Source organism: Chryseobacterium sp. Marseille-Q8038 (assembly GCF_965111995.1).
Genome location: NZ_CBCOPN010000001.1, coordinates 378,334 through 394,707, shown reverse-complemented (window position 1 = coordinate 394,707; position 16,374 = coordinate 378,334). Strand labels below are relative to the sequence as shown.

Here is a 16,374-nt window from a genome sequence, read left to right as displayed (position 1 = left end):
ATTTAAAATGTAAATTCTACGGTGATTCCCTTATTGTTTTCACTTTCAATTTTCAGTGTTCCATTAATCAGTTCTACCCGGCTTCTGATGTTTCGCAAGCCTAATCCTCCTTTCAAAGTATTTTCATCAAGATTAAATCCTTTACCATCATCTTTATAGATACAGGTATTTTTTCCTTCTTTTCCTAGAAATTCTATATCAATATGAGTACTTTCACCATGCTTTATGGAATTGTTAATGAGCTCCTGAAGTATTCTAAAGATATGCAAATTTTTTTCTTCTTCTGTCTTTGCAAAGTATAGACTGTTGGAATAAGTAATCTGCAGGGTTTTGGACATGTTAATTTCTGAGCATAGGGCATCTATTGCAGCATGAAGGCCAAATTTTTCTAAAATAGGAGGAAGCAGATCATGAGAGATTTGCCTGGCGCTTTCGGCAGTTTTGTTGACCAGATGTATTATTTTATTTTTCAGATCGGTGTATTCTTCTCTGGCCAAATTATCAAAATCCAACAGGTGGATATTTAAAGAAACCACACTGAGTTTTGAGCTGATGTCATCATGCAGATCCTGAGCAATCCGCAGTTTTTCTTTTTCCTGAGCACTGATAATGGCGTGGGTAAGATCTTTCTCATATCTGATTTCCAGTTCTTTTTTCTGAATAAGATTTCTGGTTATTTTCTCATTAGAAAAATAATAAAATATGATCAGCGTAACGGCCAGTAAAGTAAATGCCAGAAAGGTATAAACGATAGTGGAAATAATTGTATTTTCATTCATTTTGTAAAATCATAACAGTAATTACACATTTTTTCTACGGGAAGAAAGATATTCTGCCAGAATAAAAATCTGGTATACAATAAACATGACGACATTAAAAACCCATATCTCTTTATGCAGTTTTCTGTTCATCACCGTATACAGATTTCCGGACAAAAATATCACAGTACTGCTTATCAGGTAAAGTAAAAGTCCCAGACTTATATAATTGTATTTCTTTTTAGTATCCAGTATATTATACAAATGAAATAATGCCAGAATTATAATGGAATAAGAGGTGACAAAAATTTCAAACAGGTTAAAAACATAATATTTCTCGGGGTATATTATATACTGTATAACGAGAACTACAGGAATGATAATTAAAAATGTACGTGCTGTTTTTTTCTGGTATTTTTCTATTAAAATTTCATGAAAGAACAACCCCAGTAACAAAAACTGACCAATCAGATAATAGTGAGAGAAAAACAGATTGTTTATCTTCTGAGAATTCAATACATAGAAAACAATTTCACATATTAATATCCAGGCCAGATAGCTGATGAAGAATGTATAGGCTTTTCCTGCTCTTGAAAAGCCCATACAGTATACTGCCAGATTGATCAGCAGAATGCCTTTTCCAATTAATGACAATATTTCAATCCAATGATCCAATGATCTCTAGTTTTTCAAATTACAGATTCCACCATTTCGCAGTGGAACATACACTTGGGCAAGGTGTTGTCATGTCATAAACATAGTATCCTTTATCATAATCTACAATATCATTGTTATCAGCATCTACCCCAACCATCAGAAACTTAAATTCTCCTTCATCGGTAATGGCATTATATCCCCGATATCTCTCAAATCCTTTATCTTTAATGAAAATATCATGTACATCCTTCGCTGGGATAAGGTGAGCCCGTATAGACATTCCATCAATTACTTTTGTATTCTGCCAGTTGCTGATCCATGTTTTAGCATCTTCTAATAAGACTGCATGTTTAGGTAGTTCCATAGTTTTCTTGTTTTAAATTATATAATAGGTTTAGAATAAAGTCGTTATAACTACACATTACAAGTTATGAAAAAACTAACCATACTGTGAAATAAATTCATATTAATTAACATAATATTTATTTTTCAAAATTATAATAATAACCTATAGCAAGATTGCGTATTTCTACCCGTTTTTCAATTTGGCATTTAATACGTTGTTATCGCTTTATAATTCACTTTTCATGATAAAACCTCGTGAGAATATAAACAGTACTGGAAATTTATTTCCTTTATCGGCTACTTATCAGGATCACATTGAAAAAGCCGACAGAAATCTGCCGGCTTTTTTACTATTTTAAATACCAATCTAAATCTTATGGATGCTGCTGCATTTTAGCAGGATCGTCATAATTTACCATCCAGTTGATTCCGAATTTGTCACTAAACATTCCGAAATAAGCTCCCCAGAAAGTATCTGCCATTGGCATTGTTATTTGTCCTCCAGCAGAAAGACCACCGAATAATTTGTCGGCTTCTTCTTTAGATTCAGCGTTCACAGAAATTGAGAAATTATTCCCTGTTTTGAAATTGGAAGACCACTCTCCTCCTGTATCGCTTCCCATCAATATTGTTTCTTTAGAGATTGGAAGTGAAACGTGCATAATTTTGTTTTTGTCTTCTTCAGGAGTTTCTTTTCCCTCCATTGGAGGCATTTCTCCAAATGTTCCGATGTAAGGATATTCTCCTCCGAAAACAGATTTATAAAAATCAAATGCTTCTCTGCAGTTTCCATTGAATGTCAAGTAAACATTTACTGTTGCCATAATTGTTTTGTTTTTTTAAGTTGAGTTTGTATTTTTATTACGGTTTTTCAGATAAAGCTTTTAATCTTGAAAGCCCTTTCTGATAATCTTTTCCAATAGCGTCCTCCATATTCATAAACAGCTTCATCAAAGTAAAAGGATAAGGAATCTCTGAGCTAAATCCCCATGTTGCCTTACTTCCGTTTCCTTCCGGAACTACTGTTACATAAGCGTTTGCTTCACTTTCATAAGGAGTAAGGAATTTAATTTCCGTATCTATTCTTTTACCTGCTTCATCCACTTTTTTCAATTCCTGACAACCTTTTCCTGCATTTTTATTTTTACTGTCCCAGCAAACTTTTTCTCCCGGCTGTCCTGTTGCTCCTGTCCAGTCTTTTTTCATACCCGGATCAAGATCATTCCATGGACTCCATTGATCCATTGCTTTGAGGGTATTGGTATTTTGCCATACTTTTTCTACCGGTGCATTGATAGAAACTGACTTCTCATATTTACAGTCTCCTGAAATAAAAGCAGCCCAAACTAATAAAATGATTAGTACTGTGGTTAAAAATAAAATAATTCTTTTAAATGTTCTCATCATAAATGTGTTTTTAATTATTATCTGTGTTGGTCTATAAGAATCATATTTCCATCGGGATCTTTCAGGTAGATATGTTCGGGGCCTGAAGTGGTTTCGTCCGCTTCTTTTCCGATTTCTATTCCGCTTTCTTTTAATCTTTTCTGAATTTCACGTACATCGTCAAAAGATTCAAGATTTTGTGCATTTTCATCCCATCCCGGATTGAAAGTAAGCATATTTCCATCAAACATCGCTTGAAAAAGGCCTATCAAGGTAGAACCGTTTTTCATGATGAGATAGTTTTGTTTTTCCGTTCCTGCCATGGTTGTAAACCCAAGTTTCTCATAAAAGTCTTTGGATTTCTGAAGATCTTTTACGCTTAAGCTAATTGAAAAAGCTCCTAATTTCATATTTTTTTTGTTTTTAAAGCAAGTTTATGTCCAACGAAAACCAATCCCCAAACAAGGATTCCTAAAATCCAGAACCAGATTGGAGTAGGTAAAGACACCATCATGTATACAGTCATTAGCAGGAAAATAATTCCGCAAATCAGTGCCGCTGTATATTTCCCATTATTTGAAATTTTTGTTGCTGTAAATCCGGAAATAACTGCTGCCAGGGCATAAGCCAGAATGATAAAAAACAGAGCCATAAAAGGGGCTTGGCCTACATAAACTTTCAATGCCTCCATATCTCCGGCTCCCGCTTCCACAGGAGGAGGATATAAAGCATGTCCTATTTTCTCCACTACAGTAATACCAATGGATCCTGCAATAAGACCTACCAATACGGCTAATATTCTTCTCAGCATGATTATTGGTTTTTGAGTTGGGTTTTAAGCTCTATGCTTCCGTCATAGCTTTTCCAGTTTCCAATAAGCTCAATATACTGTCCTTCTATTTTCTCTGTTTTTCTGTTCCATTTGAAATTATAAACAAACCTTCCTTTAAAAAGTCCGGAATGTTTTCCTTTATTCTCTTCCGCCAGCTCATATTCTCCGTATACCGTTCCCTGTTTCTTGGAATCTTTATATTTTGAAATGGTAATTTTTCCTTCAAATTTTGTATAATTGGTATCTACAAGAGAGTACCCTGAAACGAAATATTCCTGATCATTTTTTTTATTCTGTTCAGAAATATTGATCTTTACTTTCAGCTCCTGACCTTTATTTCCGATAGTTCCTATATACGGTTTACTATTGTTCAGCCAGGTATTTGAGATATCGGGCATCTGAGCCCATACAAAATTGGCTGCCAGAATGAAGAGTAATAAAAGTTTTTTCATAGTGTGATTTTTTAAACGCCAAATTGGGCAAGATGGTGGTTCAGATGTTTGGCAAACATATTATTCCATTCCTGAGAATTCAGTTTTCCAAAAGAAAAAGATTCTTTACCATCAAACGCATCTGCACCTAACTGTTGGGTCTTCTGAATAAAACCGATCAGTCTTGTTTTTTCTTCATGAAAGTTCTTTCTGGTAGTAATCAAAAACTGTGGAGCGGTAGGAGAATCTCTTGGATATGCTTTTTCTCCCACTACCTTAGGTTTTACGAAAGTTTTCAGTATAAATTTGGCAATAGCTCCCGGCTTTTTGTGTTTTTCCGGTTCATAGATCATTTCATAGGTAATACAGCAGTGTGCCAGCATTTGGTCCACTGTCATTTTCCCCCACAAACCATGAGTATCTTCTACCAGCCTGTTGATCCTATCAATATAGTTTTGAGCATCTTTTGCATCAAATACGTTTTCCATATAATTTCTATTTTACTATGGACAAATATATCAGTTTTTTTGATTGATTTGATAGTTGGTTGAAAAAAGGAGAAATTGTTGGTTGCTGGTTGCTGGTGTGCGATTATGTGTAAGAATAATACGAGGTGCGAGATGCGGGTTTTCGGGTTGCGAATTTGGGATTAAGTGTAGGGATTAAGGCTGAAGGAATATGGAGTGCAGGATTTTTAGTTTGGAAACTGATCATGTCTGACTTATTTTTTGATCATGGTACTTTGAATTATGGCAAGTAAATATCGCCAACAAAATAATTGGTACAATACACCAGCAACTGATAAACGACAACTAGCACCTGGCAACTAAGCAACCAGCAACAAAAAACTACTCAACATCCTCCGAAGAAGCGTTTTCCACTGCAATTTCCTGCGGCGCTGCTTTTCTGAAAATAAACCAAAGCTTAATCTTTAAAGCAATCCAGCCGATGATGGCATACACAACTAAAAGAATACTTAAATGTTTCAGGTAAGGGAAAGTAAGTTCTACCGAACCTTTTTGAATCAATAAGATTTTGAAAGCCTGTAAAAAGGGAGTTAATGGAATAATATTCGCGATAAACTGTACAAAAGCAGGCATTGCACTTAAAGGCCAAGTAAACCCACTGATAATGAACGCTGGTGAAGCAATAACCATAAGGATCTGCGTAGCCTTCAAAGCATCCGGAATCAGAATACTGATAAATACTCCCAGAAATGAAACTGATCCTACAAAAACCGCTGTCAGAAGAATAAAATTAAATATTCCTTCAGGCATCGGAACATGGAAAATCATATGCATAAAGTAATAAATACCTACGATGAGAATAGAAAATACCCAAATCGGGATCACCTTAATAAGCATGGTTGGGAAAGCCCATTTTTTCATTTTCAGGTATTCTTTTACGAAAGAACCTCTTTCAAATTCGGCAGCAAAACTTACAGCCATCGCCAACAGAATTACCTGCTGTAATACTACCGCCAGCATTGCAGGCCACATAAAGATCAGGTAGTTTCCGGTAGTATTGAAGAGAGTGATATAATTAGCTTTGAAAGGCTCATACTGAGTAGCGGCCTTGGCAGCGGGCATTCCTGCTTTCTGAAGAGCTTTGATGGAAGCTCCGGCAGAAAATGTTCCTATGGTCAGCTGAAGAGCTTTGGAAGCAAAATTTGCTGTTAAGACATTTCCTGTATTGATGTAGACATTCAGTTCAGGGTATTTTTTCTGAAGCATATCTCCTTCAAATCTTGATGGAATAATCACCACAGCCGCAGCTTCATGTCTGATCACCTCATCTTTAATACTCAGAGGTTCCTGGAGATATCTGATAATTTTGATGCTTTTATTATCATCCAGCATTTCCGTCAGTTGGTTTGACAAAGGGGTATTATCCCGGTCTACAACCAAAACGGGAGTATTTTCAACTTTTCCGCTTTTGTAAACAAAGCCCAGCAAGGTTGCATAGAAGACTGGTGCCAAAAAGAACACCGTCCTTAAGGTTGAATTGCCGATAAAAAGTTTGAACTCACGTTTTAAAAGACGGAAAAATTCTTTCATCTGTATATTTTTATATGTTGAAGAACGAAATGAAATCCAATAGGAGTTTCATCTGCTCTTTTTCAATTTATTTCAGGATTATATTGGCATTGACCAAAATACTTTTAGCTTTATTCATGTCTTTGGGTTTTACTTTGATCTCATAGATCGCATCCTGCAGTTGATAGTCAGGGTAAGCTGTAGTGATATCCGCATATTTTGTCAGCTGTTTGATGTACACTATATTCCCTGTCAGAGTTTCTTTATTGTAAACGACCTGCATGGTCACTTCCTGTCCTTTTTTGTATTTTGAAATGGTACTTTCCGGGATTGTAAATCTGAAATAAGTGCTTTCCGGAATATATCCGTTGAATAAAGCAAAACCAGCTGTAGCAAGTTCCCCCGTATTCAAGCTGATGGTTTCAATTTCCATATCGTTGGTAGCAATGATATATCTTTCGGAATAGGCTACATTGGCTTCCTGCAAAGCTCCTTTAGCCTGTGAAGCCTGCCCTGCTGCCATTTCTACTTTTTCGAAACGGGTACCTCTTGTTACATCATCCAATTCGGCCACTACCGCATCATACTGTGCTTTTGCTCCCTGTAGTTTTGCATAGATTTCGTCATGAGCCTGTGGAGACATCAAGCTGTCGCGGAACATATTGTTTGCTCTTTTGTAAGATTTCTGGGCAAATTCATATTGCTCTTTGAGTCCTTTATATTTAGCCTGAAGCTGTCTCAACTGATCGGCTGTAGCTCCGTTTTTCGCCATCTGTTCCTGGGCCGTAGCAGCATTTACAGCGCCTTGTGCCTGCGCAATTTTTGCGGAAACTTCAGGAACATCAAGCTGAGCCAGCGTATCTCCCTTTTTCACGGTTTGCCCTTCGGAAACATATATTTTCAGAATCCTTCCGGTAACTTTAGGAGCAAAAGAGATCACATCCTTTTTTGTTTTTCCTTCAGGATCTTTGTTTTTTTCATTTTTTTTGTCACAGCTCCCCAGCAAAAACAGAGCAGCGAAGAGTATAGATATATTTTTATGCATCATTTAAATTTTTAAGGGATTAAATAAAATTTGGTGATATCCAGTTCCTGGGTAGACCTCATCAGTTCTATTCCCGCTCTTCTCTGGTTGAAAATGGCATTCTGATATTCCAGTTCGGAAGCTTCAAGATCATTTTCTGCATCAATAAGCTGTGAAGATTTACTCATTCCGTATCTGAATTCTTTTTCGGCCTGTACCAACGCATTTTTTGCCAGCTCTTTTTCTTTGGCTTTCAAGGTAATCTGTGCGGAAGCAATATTATAATTGGTTTGATTATTAGCCAGATTCAGGGTCAGTTTTTTCAGAGCATCTTCTTTCTGGTTCTGCAGTACTTCTTTTCCTACTTTGGCTGTTTCTTCCGCATGTTTTCCTTCTTTACCATCAAAAATTTCCCATTTAAATCCTACTCCAGCTGTAATCAATGGAAATACGTTAATGTTATTAGGTCTCCAGTCCAGTTTTTTTCCTTCATATCCAAGTATTGGAACTGCCGGAATGACATTTTCTGAGGATTTAATTCTGTTTCCGTACAGTCCGATATAATAGGCTGAAGCCATCAGCTGTACTTTAGGAATCATCCAGGTTTTTTCAGCCTTTATTTTATAGTCTGCAGCGCTGATGCCATGTTCCAGCGCTCTGATTTCAGCTCTCTGCTCTATTCCTTTTTCTGCGGCCAACAATTCTACCGGAGATAATACCGGATCAATCATTTTCAGCCTTTCTCTGTTGATTCCTGTTAAAATATAAAGCTGGGTAAGAAGAAGTTCTTTTTTCCCTTCATATTCTACCATTTTAGCATCTAAAGTCGCCTGAGCCAGTTCAATTTTTTTATGATCATAAGGGGTAATCAGGCCATAGCCAAGAGCTTTATCTGCAGTTTTCCTATTGATATCCAGTCTTTTTTTACTTTCATCCAGTACCTTTTTAGACTGATGAATCAGCGCTAACTGATCGTATGCTCTGGAAATACTGGCAACAACTTCATCTTTTGTTTTTTCCAAAAGAATATCTTCGGACTTTTTCTTTTCTTCAACGGCCTTTTTCATGTATTTAACTTTGCCACCTGAATACAAAAGCATTTTAGCATCTGCTTTGGCAATCCCTGAAAATCCGGACACATTGAAATTATTGTTGAAAGCTCCTTCCGGAATATTGATAAAGGGAGCGAGATTAAATTCCGGTGACGTCAGTCTTGCTGTTCCATTGAGATAACCTGCTTTACCGCTCAATTCCAGAGTTGGAAGAAAGATATCTTTCAGTTTGTGTTCATCAAGATCGGTAAGTTTGTTTTGGGTAATCTGCATTTTAAGGTTCGAGTCCCGAACCATAGCACTATCCAGAAGTTCTTTAAAATCCGGCGCAGACTGTGCCCAGCCAAAAGCGGGGAAAGCAAAAAAACTAAACGTAAAAATCAATAAATTGTTTTTCATGGTTTATGTTTATAACAAATATAATGCAAAAAAAGATAAAATCCTTAAAGATAATTCTACAATACAGTGAATTTAAAGTAAGTTTAAAATATGTTTAAGTTTAAAGCCCTACAAAATAAAGTTTTGCCCGAAGTGTTTAAATGTTAATTAAAACTTAAAAAATTTTGAAAAAATAATTAACTCTACTTTTTCCGCACTCAATTGAGAGCTATTTTATCAATAAATAAAGGGATATGAGAGTATTATATCTGAAAAATATCTATAAATTTTTTATACTGAATTTTGAAATTTGGATTCCAAACTAATCAATTCAATAGGAACGGGCTTTAGCCCGTTTAATAAGAACAAAATTTCCAACGGCTTTAGCCAAAACTTAAAACCATTGAGAAATGAATACATTATCATCTTCTTCTTTTATTTTGATTCTGAATTTTGGAAAATGGATTCCTGTGGAACGAGAAATGGAGTGGATAAACTCTGATAATAAACAATCTGCTTTCTATAAAATTGAGTGTAAGTTTAGGCTAAAGCCAAAGGAATTTAAATTATTTATTAAATGGGCTAAAGCCCATTTCTATTGAATAAAACTGGACTTATTCTCTTTATATTTTAAATTTTGGAGGCTGGATTCCTACGGAATGACAAACTGGATGCTTAGGCTCTGAAATAAAAATCAGTAAAATTTTTGAGAATGAGGATTCAATAGGAATGGGCTTTAGCCAAAATATATTACAACGCAATGTCCGCAAAAGCATTATGGATAGCTTTGAACTCGTGCGCAAAGGCGTTTCACTAAGCAAAGAACATGACGAATTATCTTATTCTGAAAAAACGAAAACTCCCCACATTACTGTGAGGAGCTTTCTGTATAATTATAATAAGCTGATTTACTTTTGAACTGCTTTTTTCATGGCAGCATCAGGACGTAAGATTCTGTAACGTACTTCAATGTCTTTTGGTACATAGAATACCAATGGAAGTTTACTGTTGTATCTTACGATTTCAGGTTTTAAAGTCACAAACTTTTTAGTCTCTTTCTGCCCAGGGCATCCCATAAGAGTTCCTGCTGTTTCTCCTTTAGACTCTACTTCGTAATAGTTGTATCCCCATCCCTGAAGATCCTGAGTTTTCATTTCTCCCATCAGGAAGTAGTTGTTGCAGTCTAACATTTTTTCAGTTCCGACAAAAAGTTCAACTTTTAAATCGTTTTCATTTTTTGCTACGGGAAGCTGAATATATACTTGTTTGTATCCTTCTTTAGCTTTTGGGAACATTTCAATCTGTAGTTTTTCAAACTTTTCTGCTTTCTTTTGTGCAAAAGCATTTACTCCGGCCATCAACACCAATCCTGTAATTAAAGTTTTAGAAAATTTCATCTTTTAATAATTTTTTTAATTGATATTATCTTAATTCCAAAAACTATTCCAAAATTAAACAATTGTTTGGTTTTTCGATTTAATTCTATATTATTTTAAACCTTAAAACAAAAACTGCAGTAAAAATTACTGCAGTTTTTTATATATTACTCTGAAATTGTTACGCCAGTTCCTTTTGTATGCGCATTCATCTGCGGTGCGTAGTAATTCTGCATGGTGGTAATTCCGTTGGAGAATTTACCTGATGCATTGGCTACCACATCATATTCAAAAACATATTTTCCTTTCGGCATATACTGAATATAAAAATTGGTGGAAGCATCTTTGGTTGACTGATAATATCCCAGATTATTCTTCCACTGATATCCGGATAATACATCTACAGGCTCGAATCCTGCAGCACGCATGTCTTTAATATGAATAAACTCCATGGCTCTGTCTGTATTCAAAATCATTCTTACCGTCACTTTATCTCCTACTTTCAGCGGTGTTTCGGATGAGATTTTCTGAAGTTCTTCCCCATTTACCGTTTTTACCTTTTTATAAAGTTCTTTGGTTACAGAAATATAATTTTCAGAAGATTTGATTTTATCAAGGTCTTCATAATACTGCCAGAACAATCCTCCCTGAACAATTCCCGGACCTGGCTTCGTAATCGTTACGGTTGCTAAATTTTTATCTACATCATCTGTTTTCACCGTAGATTTCACATATCCCGTTGCCTGAGTCTGAGGAACTAATTCCTTTCCGCCCCAAACAATGGTTGCTTTATCACTTTCTGTTCCCGTCCATGATTTCCCTGAATTCAAAATCGTGAAGATCACTTCCGCAGTTCCTCTTGAGCTTCCCCATGAGTTAACTTCTTTCTGAGTAACCAGCCAGATTTTCACATCTTCAATAAAGTTCTGATCATTAGATTTCAGCGTATTGAAAGCTTCCAGTGCTCCGGCATGGCTGACTACTTTAGAGCCAAACCATCCCCAGTCGTTCAGGTTTTGTTTCCAGTAAACTCCTTGTGTTTTTGTATCTGTGGAAGTCTCCTTAAGGTAGCTCATCAGTTTAGCAGATACTTCTTTCAGACCATAATCATTCATCAATAATGCAGCACGGTGAAGTCCGAAGAATGTAAAATCAGTAATCTTAGCAGTCTTTGCTTTTTGTTTCACCAGCGTTTTCAGGGTTGCTCCTTTACCTTTCAAAGGATATTGCTGCTCCCAGTAGTTTCTGGTATCAAGATAATCCATTGCCCAGTTGTTCCATACATTTCCTTTTTTCACATCAAAATATTTGCTCACTTCATTGTCTACATACTGAACCAGTTTAGCGACAATAGCTTTCTGTTCTGAGCTCTGATAATCTTTCACATTATCTTTTAACCAGGAATTGATTTTTCCTAAGTTTTTAAGGATATACAATGAGGTACCATAAGAACTTGGATAACCAGGATACCATGAGAATCCACCGTCAGGGTTTTGTAGTTTTTTGAACTCATCCCAATCCTGATTGATAGAATTTTTCATCGTATTGACATCAAATAATAATGCCAGTTTCTGCATCTGTTCGCCTTCATTTTTACTTTCCAATACCCATGGTGTTTCTTCCAGCAACAATTGTTTTAATTCCTGATTCTTTTCAAGATTTGAATTTAATAATCCTTTGTTCTGATATTCCTCAAAAACCGTTTTCATTTTTGGATTTGCTTTGAATATTTCCGAAGCCAGTACGTCTGCAAACCACTTGTTGAATATCACATCCGCAGAGTTATTCTGGTCATTTTTCAGACTTGGAAGGGCAAACATAATTTCCCAGATCGGATTGGTTGTCAGTTCCAGCGTATTGGAAACATTAGAAGCTGTTATAGAGGTAGTATTTTTAAGGTTATCCAGTACAAATGTCTTGGTCTCTCCTTCTTTCACAAAAACAGGAACAGCATCCGTTACCAGCATTCTGTTTGGCAATACCGCAATGGCCTGCTGCTCTCCATCCGAATACGCTCCGGCTTTAGCTACCACTTTGAAAATAACAGAAGAAACATTGTCCGGAACTTTCAATTTCCATGTCAATGCACTGCTTCCGTTTTCAGTTAAGCTAAAGTTTTGTCCTCCTGAGCTCATTCCGAACTTCGAAGAAATATTTTCATTGGTAAAGGCGTCCAGAATCTGTAATTCGGCAGAACCGTTCAGTTTTTTATCGGTAAGGTTAGATAACTTCGACTGTAGATTCAGTTCATCTCCTTCTCTCAGGAATCTTGGATAGTTAGGAGTTACAGAAAATTCTTTCTGCGTTACCACTTCTTTTTCCAAGGTAGCAGCTCTTGCATCTTTTGTATGGGCAAGGAACATCAGTTTCCATTTTGTCAATGCTTCCGGAGAAGTGAATTCGAAGTTTACATTTCCATCAGCATCAGTTTTAAGATCCGGATAGAAGAATGCGGTTTCATTTAGATTCTTACGAACAGCTACCTTGTCCAGATTTTCTTCAGAAGATCCAGGAGGAGAAGTTTCTACCTTCGGAGCTTTTAAAGGTTCAGGAACAACATTCTGCATAACCTCAATTTTATCTTCTGCAACGGATGCTCTGGCACTTTTAAATTTTGCGCCCGCAATAGGTGATGGCGGCGGTGCATAAGCCGGAGCTTTAACTCCTTCCTGATTACTAAATCCTACAATGGTTTCTCTTGAAATTGAATAAAAATCACCATCAAACCAGTTAAACTGAGGAACCGCTATATATCTGTCTTCGAAATAGTTCAGTCTCTTCTGATAATTTTGCTGCTGCAAGTAATTTCTGATTCCATATGAAGTAACAATTACAAATGGGGTATATAATTTTCTCCAGCTATAGCTATTAGCCGCAAACTGATCCAGAGACATATCATACATATTGGCCAACACTTCAGCATTGATCTTTTCATTATCATTTCCGGTTACTTTTACCGTCCATTTTTCCTTAGAATTAGGCTCAAGCTTATCTCTGAAAGTTACCGTTTCTATTTTTAAAGGTTTTTCGGTATCTTTTATTTTTAAAGAAACAGATTCTGTATTCACATCATTGAATGCCACCAGCTGAAACTGAAGGTTCAGATCTGAGACTCTCTTATCTTTAGGAATTTCAGTGGTATATTCCAGTATTCCTTTTTTAAGCTGATGAACTTCTGAAACCGTTTTTCCAGATCCGTCCTGAACAAAAACATTGACCAATGCATCAGGAATTGCTGAGAAAACATATACTTTCACTTTTTCTCCTCTTGATACTTCTTCTTTCGGAGCTATAACGGTAAGGAATGTTTTTTGAGTCGGCTTTAAAGAAACTTTATCCCAGACACTGAAATACTGGGAAGATTTTATGGTGTCTTTTCCTTCGATATTGAAAAGCTCCAGCTGATAATCTCCGGCATCCAGTTTTCCTAAATCAAGATTCGTTGAAGGCTGAGCATTGTCAGCAGATGGCTGTTGTTGTCTTTCTACCAGTACTTTTTCTGTTTTCCAGTTTTTTACCTCATCATTCTTATCAAAAAAATCATGTGGGAATTTGCTGATAAATTCTTCTTTCGAATATTTAGGCAGATTCTGAACATCAGATTTGAAATTATCTCTGAAAATTCTGTCCGGAGCCATTAGTTTTGACAGCTTAACCTGATAAGGCTTCTTAAGATTCTGATCGTTATAGTTCTTGGTTTCTACCTTTACTTTTACATTTTCATCGGCAAAAGTATTGTTGATATTTTCTGCTTGGATATAGTGAGAAACTGAGGCTACCTTCAACTGGGTATTAGCAGTCTGTGTTTCCCCATTGATATCTGTAACCGAAGCATTGATGGCATAGTTATCAATTTGTATCCCTTCCAGTTTTTCATCTTTTTTAAGTTCCAAACGAATCGTAAACTCACCTTTTTCATTGGTCTTCGCCTCACCCAGAATTGAGTTTTCATTATCATTGTCCTGTGGATACCAGCTGAAATATCTCCATCTGATATTCTGCTTTTTGATTTCATAATTCACCACAGTATTGCTGAGTGGAACACCGGAGAACATTATCGCTTTCCCTTTCAGCTCTATGGTTTGCCCATATTTATACTCTTCTTTTACCGGATTAAAGGTTACCTCAAACTTTGGTCTTTTGTATTCTTCTACCCTGAAGTTTTTATATCCCTGGCTTTCCCCTTCAATTCTCAGATAAAAATTACCGTTCAGTTTTCCTTTCGGAAGAATAAAACTTCCATGATAAGAACCAAACTCATTGGTGGTAAATTCCTGAGAAGAAACCTCCTCGTTATTGGTATTTAATAACGTAATTTTTTGTTTTAATCCAGAAAGCACAGCTTCCACTTCTTTATTCTGTCTCGTATTGATCACCTTGAAATAAACAGTCTGTCCGGGACGGTAGATGCCTCTGTCAATGAAAATCTGTGCCGTTGAACGCGTTTGTTTGTTGGGATTATAATCTTCAGCAGATCCTCTGTTTCCATATACCTGCATGATCTGGAAATCATTTGTCTTAGGCTGCTGGATCAGAAAAGTTCTGTAATATTCTTTGCTTTGTGTGGAAGGGAATTTAAATACTCCGTTTGCATTGGTTGTTCCATCAATTTTATTTAATGTTTTATTAGAAACAAATTCATAAAAACGAAGTCCTTCATTCATCACCGGTTTGCCATTTTCGCTATTAACCAGTTTCAACTCGTCAGTAAGAGGATTCCTGTCTGTTTTGGATTGATAAATAATTCTGTTTCCTGACACCAGAAAGTAGAAATTTTGTCGGGAATCAGTGTCTTTCATATCAGCTCCTGCAACTGTAAACTCTGCTACATATATTCCTGACGGAAGAGGCTTAACTTCCAGTGACGTTGTGTGATTCTGATAGTCCTTAGGATCCGGAAGCTGGAATGTTTCCTTCCTTACCAGATTCTTTTTTAGTTTTCCGAAGACATTTGAATAAGAATTATCAATGTATTGAAACAATGAGGTAAAATCATCTTTTACTTCATAAATATTCAGGGTAAATTCAGAAACATTCTGATATTGTGCTACTAAATGAATGGGCAGATTATTCTGGGTCTGAGATTCATATTTGATTGTAAGATATGGATTTACAATCTGTGCCTCTTTACTTTTGATATTTTCAAGGAAAAGAGATTTCGGATATTCACTTTTGGCTTGTGCAGCTAATGCAAGAGCTTCTTTAGGTTTCTTCTTGCCCACAAATTCATCCATGATCTCTCCCATGATCACTACTTTATAATCCCCTTCTACATTAGATTTTAAAAGATTCTGAAGCTGCTGAAGTTTATCCTTACAATGAGTGAAGTTACAGTTTTCCGTAATCTTCTCTTTCATGAAATACAGTTTGGCATTTCCGCTGTTCTGGTCAATCAGCTCATCATAGATTGCACTGATCGTTGTGCGGTTGGCTGTCAGTTCATTTTTTGTAAAAATATTGTTTTCGGATAAAAACTCTATTTTCTTGACCGCATACCAATCCGATAATGCCGGAAAATACGCTATATCTTCAGTTCCTGAAAAAACTTTTTTATACTTTTCCAGAGAGACCTTTTTCATTTCAGGTTTTTCCTGATCAAGCTCCTGAAAACTTTTGGTCAGGTAATTTTTAAAATCAAGCTTACTCCAGGTTTCAATCTGGGAAATATCCTGGGAATTGATATTGGTTCTTCCGTTTATTTTCCATGAGTTTTGGTTGTAATAATCCATAAAAAAACCATTCAGCAGGACTTTGTACACCAATTTCCCTTCTCCGTTCAGTTTTCCTTCCGCATCTTTAAGTTTTTTGAAAAACTGAGAAGCAGAATCATTCTGATCATCATCCACTGTTTGGTTTACAATACTGAATTCCGCTTTCAGGGAACGGACCAGCTCAAAGGCATTATTTTCTTTCATGGCTTGTTTTTGTATGTCTAAAATAATGGGAAGATTAGATTTATAAGCTCCTTTCGTACTGTTTTCAGCAATTTTTTTCCATTGGGTATCGTAATATTTCTGTGCGGATACCGTTGAAAAGCTTAGCATTACAAGCAAAAGCAGAAAAATCTTGGAAAATCTTTTCATATATATTAATTTTGAT

Annotated in this window: 14 protein-coding genes; all 14 read right to left on the bottom strand. The window is 36.1% G+C overall.

The annotated features are described in order from the left end of the window. Positions 1–2: 2 nt before the first annotated feature. Complete coding sequence (locus ACWPWS_RS01735; RefSeq protein ID WP_454045284.1) at positions 3–779, bottom strand: sensor histidine kinase; 777 nt, start codon at positions 777–779, stop codon at positions 3–5. Between the two features lie 21 nt (positions 780–800). Then, positions 801–1,433 carry a hypothetical protein gene (locus ACWPWS_RS01730; RefSeq protein WP_454045283.1) on the bottom strand — a complete coding sequence of 211 codons (633 nt, stop codon included), beginning with the start codon at positions 1,431–1,433 and terminating at the stop codon, positions 801–803. Positions 1,434–1,452: 19 nt separating this feature from the next. Beyond that, positions 1,453–1,779, bottom strand: a complete 327-nt coding sequence (locus ACWPWS_RS01725; protein ID WP_105680684.1) for a hypothetical protein — start codon at positions 1,777–1,779, stop codon at positions 1,453–1,455. A gap of 355 nt (positions 1,780–2,134) precedes the next feature. Further along, entirely contained in the window at positions 2,135–2,584 is a 450-nt protein-coding gene (locus ACWPWS_RS01720; protein ID WP_105680685.1) for a VOC family protein, read from the bottom strand. A gap of 37 nt (positions 2,585–2,621) precedes the next feature. Next, positions 2,622–3,167 carry an SRPBCC family protein gene (locus ACWPWS_RS01715; RefSeq protein WP_454045282.1) on the bottom strand — a complete coding sequence of 182 codons (546 nt, stop codon included), beginning with the start codon at positions 3,165–3,167 and terminating at the stop codon, positions 2,622–2,624. A gap of 17 nt (positions 3,168–3,184) precedes the next feature. After that, complete coding sequence (locus tag ACWPWS_RS01710; protein ID WP_454045281.1) at positions 3,185–3,556, bottom strand: VOC family protein; 372 nt, start codon at positions 3,554–3,556, stop codon at positions 3,185–3,187. Then, on the bottom strand, positions 3,553–3,957 hold the full coding sequence (locus ACWPWS_RS01705) for a hypothetical protein (protein WP_454045280.1): 405 nt from the start codon (positions 3,955–3,957) through the stop codon (positions 3,553–3,555). Before ACWPWS_RS01705 ends, ACWPWS_RS01710 begins: the two co-directional genes overlap by 4 nt. 2 nt (positions 3,958–3,959) lie before the next feature. Next, positions 3,960–4,430 (bottom strand): hypothetical protein, encoded by a 471-nt coding sequence (locus ACWPWS_RS01700; protein WP_454045279.1) that lies wholly within the window; start codon positions 4,428–4,430, stop codon positions 3,960–3,962. An 11-nt stretch (positions 4,431–4,441) separates the two neighbouring features. Continuing rightward, positions 4,442–4,897: a DUF1569 domain-containing protein gene (locus tag ACWPWS_RS01695; protein WP_034699611.1), complete on the bottom strand. Its 456-nt coding sequence runs from the start codon at positions 4,895–4,897 to the stop codon at positions 4,442–4,444. Between the two features lie 360 nt (positions 4,898–5,257). Beyond that, complete coding sequence (locus ACWPWS_RS01690; RefSeq protein WP_454045278.1) at positions 5,258–6,466, bottom strand: ABC transporter permease; 1,209 nt, start codon at positions 6,464–6,466, stop codon at positions 5,258–5,260. Between the two features lie 67 nt (positions 6,467–6,533). Continuing rightward, on the bottom strand, positions 6,534–7,490 hold the full coding sequence (locus tag ACWPWS_RS01685; RefSeq protein WP_454045277.1) for an HlyD family secretion protein: 957 nt from the start codon (positions 7,488–7,490) through the stop codon (positions 6,534–6,536). Between the two features lie 11 nt (positions 7,491–7,501). Then, the gene (locus tag ACWPWS_RS01680; RefSeq protein ID WP_454045276.1) at positions 7,502–8,920 is read right to left on the bottom strand and encodes a TolC family protein; all 1,419 of its coding nucleotides are present in this window, start codon (positions 8,918–8,920) and stop codon (positions 7,502–7,504) included. Between the two features lie 887 nt (positions 8,921–9,807). Next, positions 9,808–10,296 carry a serine protease inhibitor ecotin gene (gene eco, locus ACWPWS_RS01675; protein WP_454045275.1) on the bottom strand — a complete coding sequence of 163 codons (489 nt, stop codon included), beginning with the start codon at positions 10,294–10,296 and terminating at the stop codon, positions 9,808–9,810. Between the two features lie 146 nt (positions 10,297–10,442). Next, entirely contained in the window at positions 10,443–16,358 is a 5,916-nt protein-coding gene (locus tag ACWPWS_RS01670) for an alpha-2-macroglobulin family protein (protein ID WP_454045274.1), read from the bottom strand. Positions 16,359–16,374 lie beyond the last annotated feature (16 nt).

Excerpts from the sequence above, each read along its gene's own strand:
- ACWPWS_RS01670 (WP_454045274.1), bottom strand. The coding sequence starts at position 16,358 with ATGAAAAGATTTTCCAAGATTTTTCTGCTTTTGCTTGTAATGCTAAGC.
- ACWPWS_RS01695 (WP_034699611.1), bottom strand. The coding sequence starts at position 4,897 with ATGGAAAACGTATTTGATGCAAAAGATGCTCAAAACTATATTGATAGG.
- ACWPWS_RS01735 (WP_454045284.1), bottom strand. The coding sequence starts at position 779 with ATGAATGAAAATACAATTATTTCCACTATCGTTTATACCTTTCTGGCA.
- ACWPWS_RS01710 (WP_454045281.1), bottom strand. The coding sequence starts at position 3,556 with ATGAAATTAGGAGCTTTTTCAATTAGCTTAAGCGTAAAAGATCTTCAG.
- ACWPWS_RS01690 (WP_454045278.1), bottom strand. The coding sequence starts at position 6,466 with ATGAAAGAATTTTTCCGTCTTTTAAAACGTGAGTTCAAACTTTTTATC.
- ACWPWS_RS01705 (WP_454045280.1), bottom strand. The coding sequence starts at position 3,957 with ATGCTGAGAAGAATATTAGCCGTATTGGTAGGTCTTATTGCAGGATCC.
- ACWPWS_RS01715 (WP_454045282.1), bottom strand. The coding sequence starts at position 3,167 with ATGATGAGAACATTTAAAAGAATTATTTTATTTTTAACCACAGTACTA.
- ACWPWS_RS01680 (WP_454045276.1), bottom strand. The coding sequence starts at position 8,920 with ATGAAAAACAATTTATTGATTTTTACGTTTAGTTTTTTTGCTTTCCCC.
- ACWPWS_RS01700 (WP_454045279.1), bottom strand. The coding sequence starts at position 4,430 with ATGAAAAAACTTTTATTACTCTTCATTCTGGCAGCCAATTTTGTATGG.
- eco (WP_454045275.1), bottom strand. The coding sequence starts at position 10,296 with ATGAAATTTTCTAAAACTTTAATTACAGGATTGGTGTTGATGGCCGGA.
- ACWPWS_RS01685 (WP_454045277.1), bottom strand. The coding sequence starts at position 7,490 with ATGCATAAAAATATATCTATACTCTTCGCTGCTCTGTTTTTGCTGGGG.
- ACWPWS_RS01725 (WP_105680684.1), bottom strand. The coding sequence starts at position 1,779 with ATGGAACTACCTAAACATGCAGTCTTATTAGAAGATGCTAAAACATGG.
- ACWPWS_RS01720 (WP_105680685.1), bottom strand. The coding sequence starts at position 2,584 with ATGGCAACAGTAAATGTTTACTTGACATTCAATGGAAACTGCAGAGAA.